Genomic DNA, 5,364 nt, shown 5'->3' on the forward strand with positions numbered 1-5,364 from the left:
CCTCCACATATTCTAGATGCAGGAGCTTCAGAAGATATCAATGAAAGGTTGCTCCTGCTAATTAGGGAAGGTAAAAAGATTCAAGCCATAAAAGAGCTGAGAACCGCTAAGGATCTTTCCCTTAAGGATGCAAAGGATTATGTGGATCACTTGGAAAAACTCTAAAGAAAGGAAGAAATAAGATGAGTGCCAGCAAAACAAACGCCATGCGCATATTGGACGGGCAACATATACAATACAATATTTTGAGTTATGATCATCAAGACGGAAAAATAGACGGGATGAATGTGGCTGAGAAAATCGAGAGAGCCCCGGAAATGGTTTTCAAAACTTTGGTTGCACATGGCAAACAAAATCTGTTTGTTTTTGTAATTCCTGTACATAAAGAGCTTGATCTCAAAAAAGCAGCCAAATCCGCGGGAGAGAAAAAAATTGAAATGCTTCCAGTTAAGGATTTGCAAAAGTATACGGGATATATTCGCGGTGGCTGTTCCCCCATAGGAATGAAAAAGCTCTATCCTACTTTTATCGACCAGCCTGCATTGGAACTGGAAGCCATCGTTGTGAGCGGTGGGAAAATTGGGACCCAACTGGAGTTGAATCCACACGATTTAGCTCAAATCATTCAGGCACAGTTTACAGATCTGACGCATTCAGCATAAAACTTACCACATGATCATAAAATCTTTATGCGTATTTTCTCTTATCCCATACTTCATCAAGCTTCAACCTGGAGAGGAAGAACTAATGATGCATAATGATTGCCCGAAAAATGCAAGAATCCCCCAACCCATCAGAAGTGATGGTGCTGGGGGTATCGACAAGGGTCCACGTGATGTGATGAGGGATCTACAGAATCCTGATATGCTGGTTCCCCCCGTAACGGACAATGGTCTCATTCCGAATATGAGATTTTCTTTTTCTGATGCTCATATGCAGCTTAATCATGGTGGGTGGTCAAGAGAAGTAACAGTAAGGGAATTACCTATTGCTACAACCCTTGCCGGGGTGAATATGAGTTTAACACCGGGTGGTGTACGTGAGCTTCACTGGCATCAGCAGGCGGAATGGTCATATATGCTGTTGGGAAGTGCTCGCATTACGGCAGTTGACCAAAATGGACGTAATTTTATTGCTGATGTGGGTCCCGGGGATCTCTGGTATTTTCCTCCTGGCATTCCGCACTCTATACAGGGGCTTGAGGATGGGTGCGAATTTTTGCTGGTTTTTGATGATGGCAGTTTCTCCGATCTGAACACCCTATCCATCTCGGATTGGTTCGCACATACTCCCAAAGACGTACTTTCTGCAAATTTTGGTGTACCAGAAGCTGATTTTGCAGCGATTCCTCAAGATCAAGTATACATCTATCAGGATTCCGTTCCCGGTTCAATCCAAAGCCAAGCTGTTCCCTCTCCTTACGGGACATTGCCCCACTCCTTCAAGCATGAATTACTAGCCCAGCCCCCAATCAAAACGCCGGGCGGAAGCGTACGAATCGTTGACTCCTCCAATTTTCCGATTTCCAAAACCATTGCAGCCGCCCTTGTTGAGATTGAGCCCGGAGCCATGCGAGAAATGCACTGGCACCCCAATAATGACGAATGGCAATACTATCTTACAGGGCAAGGACGGATGACTGTCTTTGGTGGTAATGGCGCGGCCCGCACATTTGATTTTAGAGCCGGAGATGTCGGATATGTGCCTTTTGCTTATGGTCATTATATTCAAAATACTGGCTCTAGCTCACTATGGTTTCTTGAAATGTTTAAGAGTGACCGTTTTGCGGATGTTTCACTAAATCAATGGATGGCTCTTACCCCCACAGAACTGATTCAGAGTAATTTACATGTAGGTACTGATGTGATCTCTAATTTACGAAAGGTAAAATGGCCCGTCGTCAAATATCCTGGTTATTCTTATGACCCTAAAAAGAAATAACCGGGAACGGTATCACGCTCGCCACTAGATCAGTGAACCTTCTTTTTGAATATGACGGGTTGATTCAATTGCCCCCTTCATTATTACTTCCATTTTCACGTATCCTTCTATCCAATCCCGCCAACATATCTGCATACTCTTCAGGCATTCCAGCGTGAACCATTCCCACTTCCAACTCTTCATCAGACAACGAGATATGCTGAATCGGTTGGCCTGTTACTTTCCCGATAATCTCAGCCACTCCGCCAAAGATTAGCGACTGAGGTCCGGCGATGACTATACAAAAAAAACACCGTATCGGAATACGGTGTTTTTATAAACTAATTAACAAAGACTATTCCTCAGAGTCTACATTGTGGTAAACCTGCTGAACATCCTCCAAATCTTCTAATGCATCAATCAATTTATCGAATTGAACCTGTGCATCTTCTGGAAGAGAAATATCATTTTGGGCAAGCATAGTGAGCTCCGCAACGGTAAACTCAGTCACTCCTGCTTGTTTGAAAGCTTCCTGCACAGCATGGAATTGATCGGGCTCTGCATAGACGATGACGGCTTCATCTTCTTCAATGATGTCACGTACCTCTACATCTGCCTCCATCAGCAGCTCCAGCACTTCATCTGCGGTTTTACCCACCAGACCAATAACTGCTGTTGAATCAAACATGTAGGCTACAGATCCGCTCACGCCTAAGCTACCGCCATTTTTAGTAAAAGCAGAACGCACATCTGATGCTGTACGGTTAACGTTATTGGTCAGTGCATCTACAATGACCATGGAACCGTTCGGTCCAAAACCTTCATAACGAAGCTCTACGTAGTTTTCATCGCCAGCACCTTTTGCTTTTTCAATAGCACGGTCAATGATCGCTTTGGGTACATTGTACGTTTTTGCACGTTCTAAAACGACTCTTAATACCCGATTGGATTCAGGATCAGGTTCGCCCTGTTTGGCTGCCACATAAATTTCCACGCCAAATTTAGCATATATACGACTCGTATTAGCATCCTTGGATGCCTTCTTTTCTTTAATGTTATTCCACTTACGTCCCATAATATCCCGCTCTCTTCCTGTATGAATATACACAACGAACTTCATTATATCCTTGTATATTATATCTCCTAAAGGACATACGAACAAGTTCAAACAACTCCGTTATGGAAAAATAAACAATTCTACCTAATTAGGGATGCTTGGAAATGTGAACTTTCAATTCTCCTCATCTATGGACAATCCCCCTATCAATCTCTAAGATGAGGAGGAAGTCTGACTTGAAGGAGATCATTCACTTGGATGTCTTGTACAAAAAGTTGAGCCATAATCATGAAATCACAGTATACGAAACCACTGAGCTGTATGGTGAAAAGGGATTATTTCGAGTAATGCAGTTTTCAAATACAGCCGTCCAAGGCGCGGTGGACTTGAATCATCCGCAACGCATTGTGTTCGAATATCCGAGAGCAATCATCCATCTCATGGAGCTGAACGATCCGTCATTTGAAGATGTATTTGTTATTGGGCACGGTATAGGTACAATAGCGGGTCATTTTACAGATAAACGCTTTAAGATTGCCGAGCTGGATGCACAAGTCGTAGAGTTCAGCCGAACATTCTTTGGATACGATCAGGATAATGTGACTGTTGGCGATGGACGACGCATTCTGGAGAAGGAAGCGCCGGATGCTTATGACTATATTATTTTGGACGCCTTCACGGAGCAGGGTACACCCTTGCATTTAATATCCTGGGAATTTTTCAAGATGACCAAAGAAAAGCTGGATTCCGAAGGCTCCCTGATCATGAATTTAATGGGCAAAAGTGAACACGACCACCTGATCAATGCCATTCACACAACGTTGCGTGAAGAATTCGCCTATGTCACAACTTTCTCGCTCCCCTCGGAAGGCGCTGCCGACATTCAAAATATCATTATGATTGGTCGGGACAAGCCCATCCGGTTTCAGGCACGTCAGATGGCGGACTTTCATGAGATTACACTTGGAGAAGGTCATATTCTACGGGATACAGATGCTTAGTGTAGTTCCAATATTCGTCTCTCTACATCTTCGATATGAATCGTCTCTTTGTTGCAGCTTTTTCGTTCCATTAACTCTACTTTCCCGTGTTCGGCATCTTTACCAACGACGATGCGCACGGGAATACCTACTAAATCGGAGTCTTTGAATTTAACCCCGGGCCGTTCCTCCCGATCATCCAGCAGCACCTCCACACCACGATCCTGCAGCTGGTTATATAATTTCTCGGCTATTTGCATCTGAAGCGTGTCTTTCACAGAAATCGGAATAATTTGAACTTGAAATGGGGCCAGCGCATAAGGCCATATCATTCCGTTCTGATCGTGATTTTGCTCTACAATGGCGGAAAGGATCCGGGATACGCCAATGCCATAGCAGCCCATAATCATCGCTTGCTCAGTTCCGGAAGCATCCAGAAAAGTCGCACCCAGCTTCTCACTATATTTGGTGCCTAGTTTAAATACGTGTCCGATCTCAATCCCACGATGAGGTTTCAATTCCCCTTCGTCACATCGAGGACATCTATCCCCTTCTATGACATTCCGCAAGTCAGCCACATGCCGAAGATCTATATCGCGCCTTGGATTCACATGTCGATAATGATAATCCAGCTCGTTGGCGCCTGCGATACCGCTGGACATTTGGACAACGGCGTAATCTACCCACACAGGGATCGTCAATCCGCATGGGCCTATGAACCCCGAGGGGGTTCCAGTCGCCTTTGATACGGTGTCTGCACTTGCTATTTCGAATTTTTCACTACCTAAAATATGTTTAACTTTCACTTCGTTGACCTCATGATCACCCCTGACAACTATAGCAACAGGTTGATCGTCAGCCATATAAATCAGTGTTTTGATGATTTCTTCAGGTTCTATGTGAAGCGATTCAACCAGTTGATCTATTGTGCGCAGACCTGGAGTATGGAATTTTTCCATTTTAGCTGTACCGAAAGAAGGATGGCTGACATGTTCATTTTCATCTGAGACTGGGGCTATTTCTATTTCCCCCGTCGACCGCGCCACGGCTTTTTCAAGATTAGCTGCATATTCACAGCAGGTACATGCTACAATTGTGTCCTCTCCAATATCAGCTAGAGCCATAAATTCATGGGTTTCACCTTCGCCACCAATTGCACCCGCATCTGCTTCTACAGCACGAAAATTTAGACCACAGCGGGTGAAAATACGATGATATGCCTGGAACATGATCCAATAGGTATGATCTAGTCCTTCCCAATGTGCATCAAACGAATAGGCATCCTTCATTAAGAATTCTCTGCTGCGAAGCAGGCCAAATCGAGGACGTCGTTCATCCCGAAATTTGGTTTGAATTTGATACAGGGTTACAGGCAATTTGCGATAAGAATTCACTTCATTTCGTATT

The 5,364-nt window shown here is 44.2% G+C and carries 7 protein-coding genes; 4 read left to right on the forward strand and 3 right to left on the reverse strand.

Annotation, left to right across the window (positions count from 1 at the left end; all coding sequences use genetic code 11):
* The 3 genes from GRP75_RS18340 to GRP75_RS18350 all read left to right on the forward strand — a co-directional run.
* Positions 1-165, forward strand: a 165-nt coding sequence (locus tag GRP75_RS18340; protein WP_202404204.1) for a ribosomal protein L7/L12, incomplete at its 5' end; no start/stop codon positions are given.
* A 17-nt stretch (positions 166-182) separates the two neighbouring features.
* Positions 183-662 carry a Cys-tRNA(Pro) deacylase gene (gene ybaK / locus GRP75_RS18345; protein WP_160789993.1) on the forward strand — a complete coding sequence of 160 codons (480 nt, stop codon included), beginning with the start codon at positions 183-185 and terminating at the stop codon, positions 660-662.
* An 88-nt stretch (positions 663-750) separates the two neighbouring features.
* Positions 751-1,941, forward strand: coding sequence for an oxalate decarboxylase family bicupin (locus tag GRP75_RS18350; protein WP_202404205.1), 1,191 nt, complete (start codon positions 751-753; stop codon positions 1,939-1,941).
* A 64-nt stretch (positions 1,942-2,005) separates the two neighbouring features.
* Here GRP75_RS18350 and GRP75_RS18355 read toward each other — a convergent pair whose 3' ends face one another.
* Both GRP75_RS18355 and GRP75_RS18360 read right to left on the reverse strand, forming a co-directional pair.
* The gene (locus GRP75_RS18355; protein WP_226887860.1) at positions 2,006-2,182 is read right to left on the reverse strand and encodes a hypothetical protein; all 177 of its coding nucleotides are present in this window, start codon (positions 2,180-2,182) and stop codon (positions 2,006-2,008) included.
* A gap of 93 nt (positions 2,183-2,275) precedes the next feature.
* Positions 2,276-2,995 carry a YebC/PmpR family DNA-binding transcriptional regulator gene (locus GRP75_RS18360; protein WP_013310214.1) on the reverse strand — a complete coding sequence of 240 codons (720 nt, stop codon included), beginning with the start codon at positions 2,993-2,995 and terminating at the stop codon, positions 2,276-2,278.
* A gap of 218 nt (positions 2,996-3,213) precedes the next feature.
* On the opposite strand from GRP75_RS18360, the gene GRP75_RS18365 reads away from it, so the two are divergent.
* The gene (locus GRP75_RS18365; protein ID WP_028541373.1) at positions 3,214-3,978 is read left to right on the forward strand and encodes a spermidine synthase; all 765 of its coding nucleotides are present in this window, start codon (positions 3,214-3,216) and stop codon (positions 3,976-3,978) included.
* Here GRP75_RS18365 and GRP75_RS18370 read toward each other — a convergent pair.
* Positions 3,975-5,364, reverse strand: a 1,390-nt coding sequence (locus GRP75_RS18370; RefSeq protein ID WP_160789995.1) for a proline--tRNA ligase, incomplete at its 5' end; no start/stop codon positions are given. The genes GRP75_RS18365 and GRP75_RS18370 overlap by 4 nt on opposite strands.

Origin of the sequence: Paenibacillus sp. OT2-17 (assembly GCF_009827695.1) — a bacterium.
Taxonomy (GTDB): domain Bacteria; phylum Bacillota; class Bacilli; order Paenibacillales; family Paenibacillaceae; genus Paenibacillus; species Paenibacillus polymyxa_B.

What these genes read in the sequence shown, in the direction of transcription:
- ybaK (WP_160789993.1), top strand. Translation starts at nt 183, where the DNA reads ATGAGTGCCAGCAAAACAAACGCCATGCGCATATTGGACGGGCAACAT.
- GRP75_RS18350 (WP_202404205.1), top strand. Translation starts at nt 751, where the DNA reads ATGCATAATGATTGCCCGAAAAATGCAAGAATCCCCCAACCCATCAGA.
- GRP75_RS18360 (WP_013310214.1), bottom strand. Translation starts at nt 2,995, where the DNA reads ATGGGACGTAAGTGGAATAACATTAAAGAAAAGAAGGCATCCAAGGAT.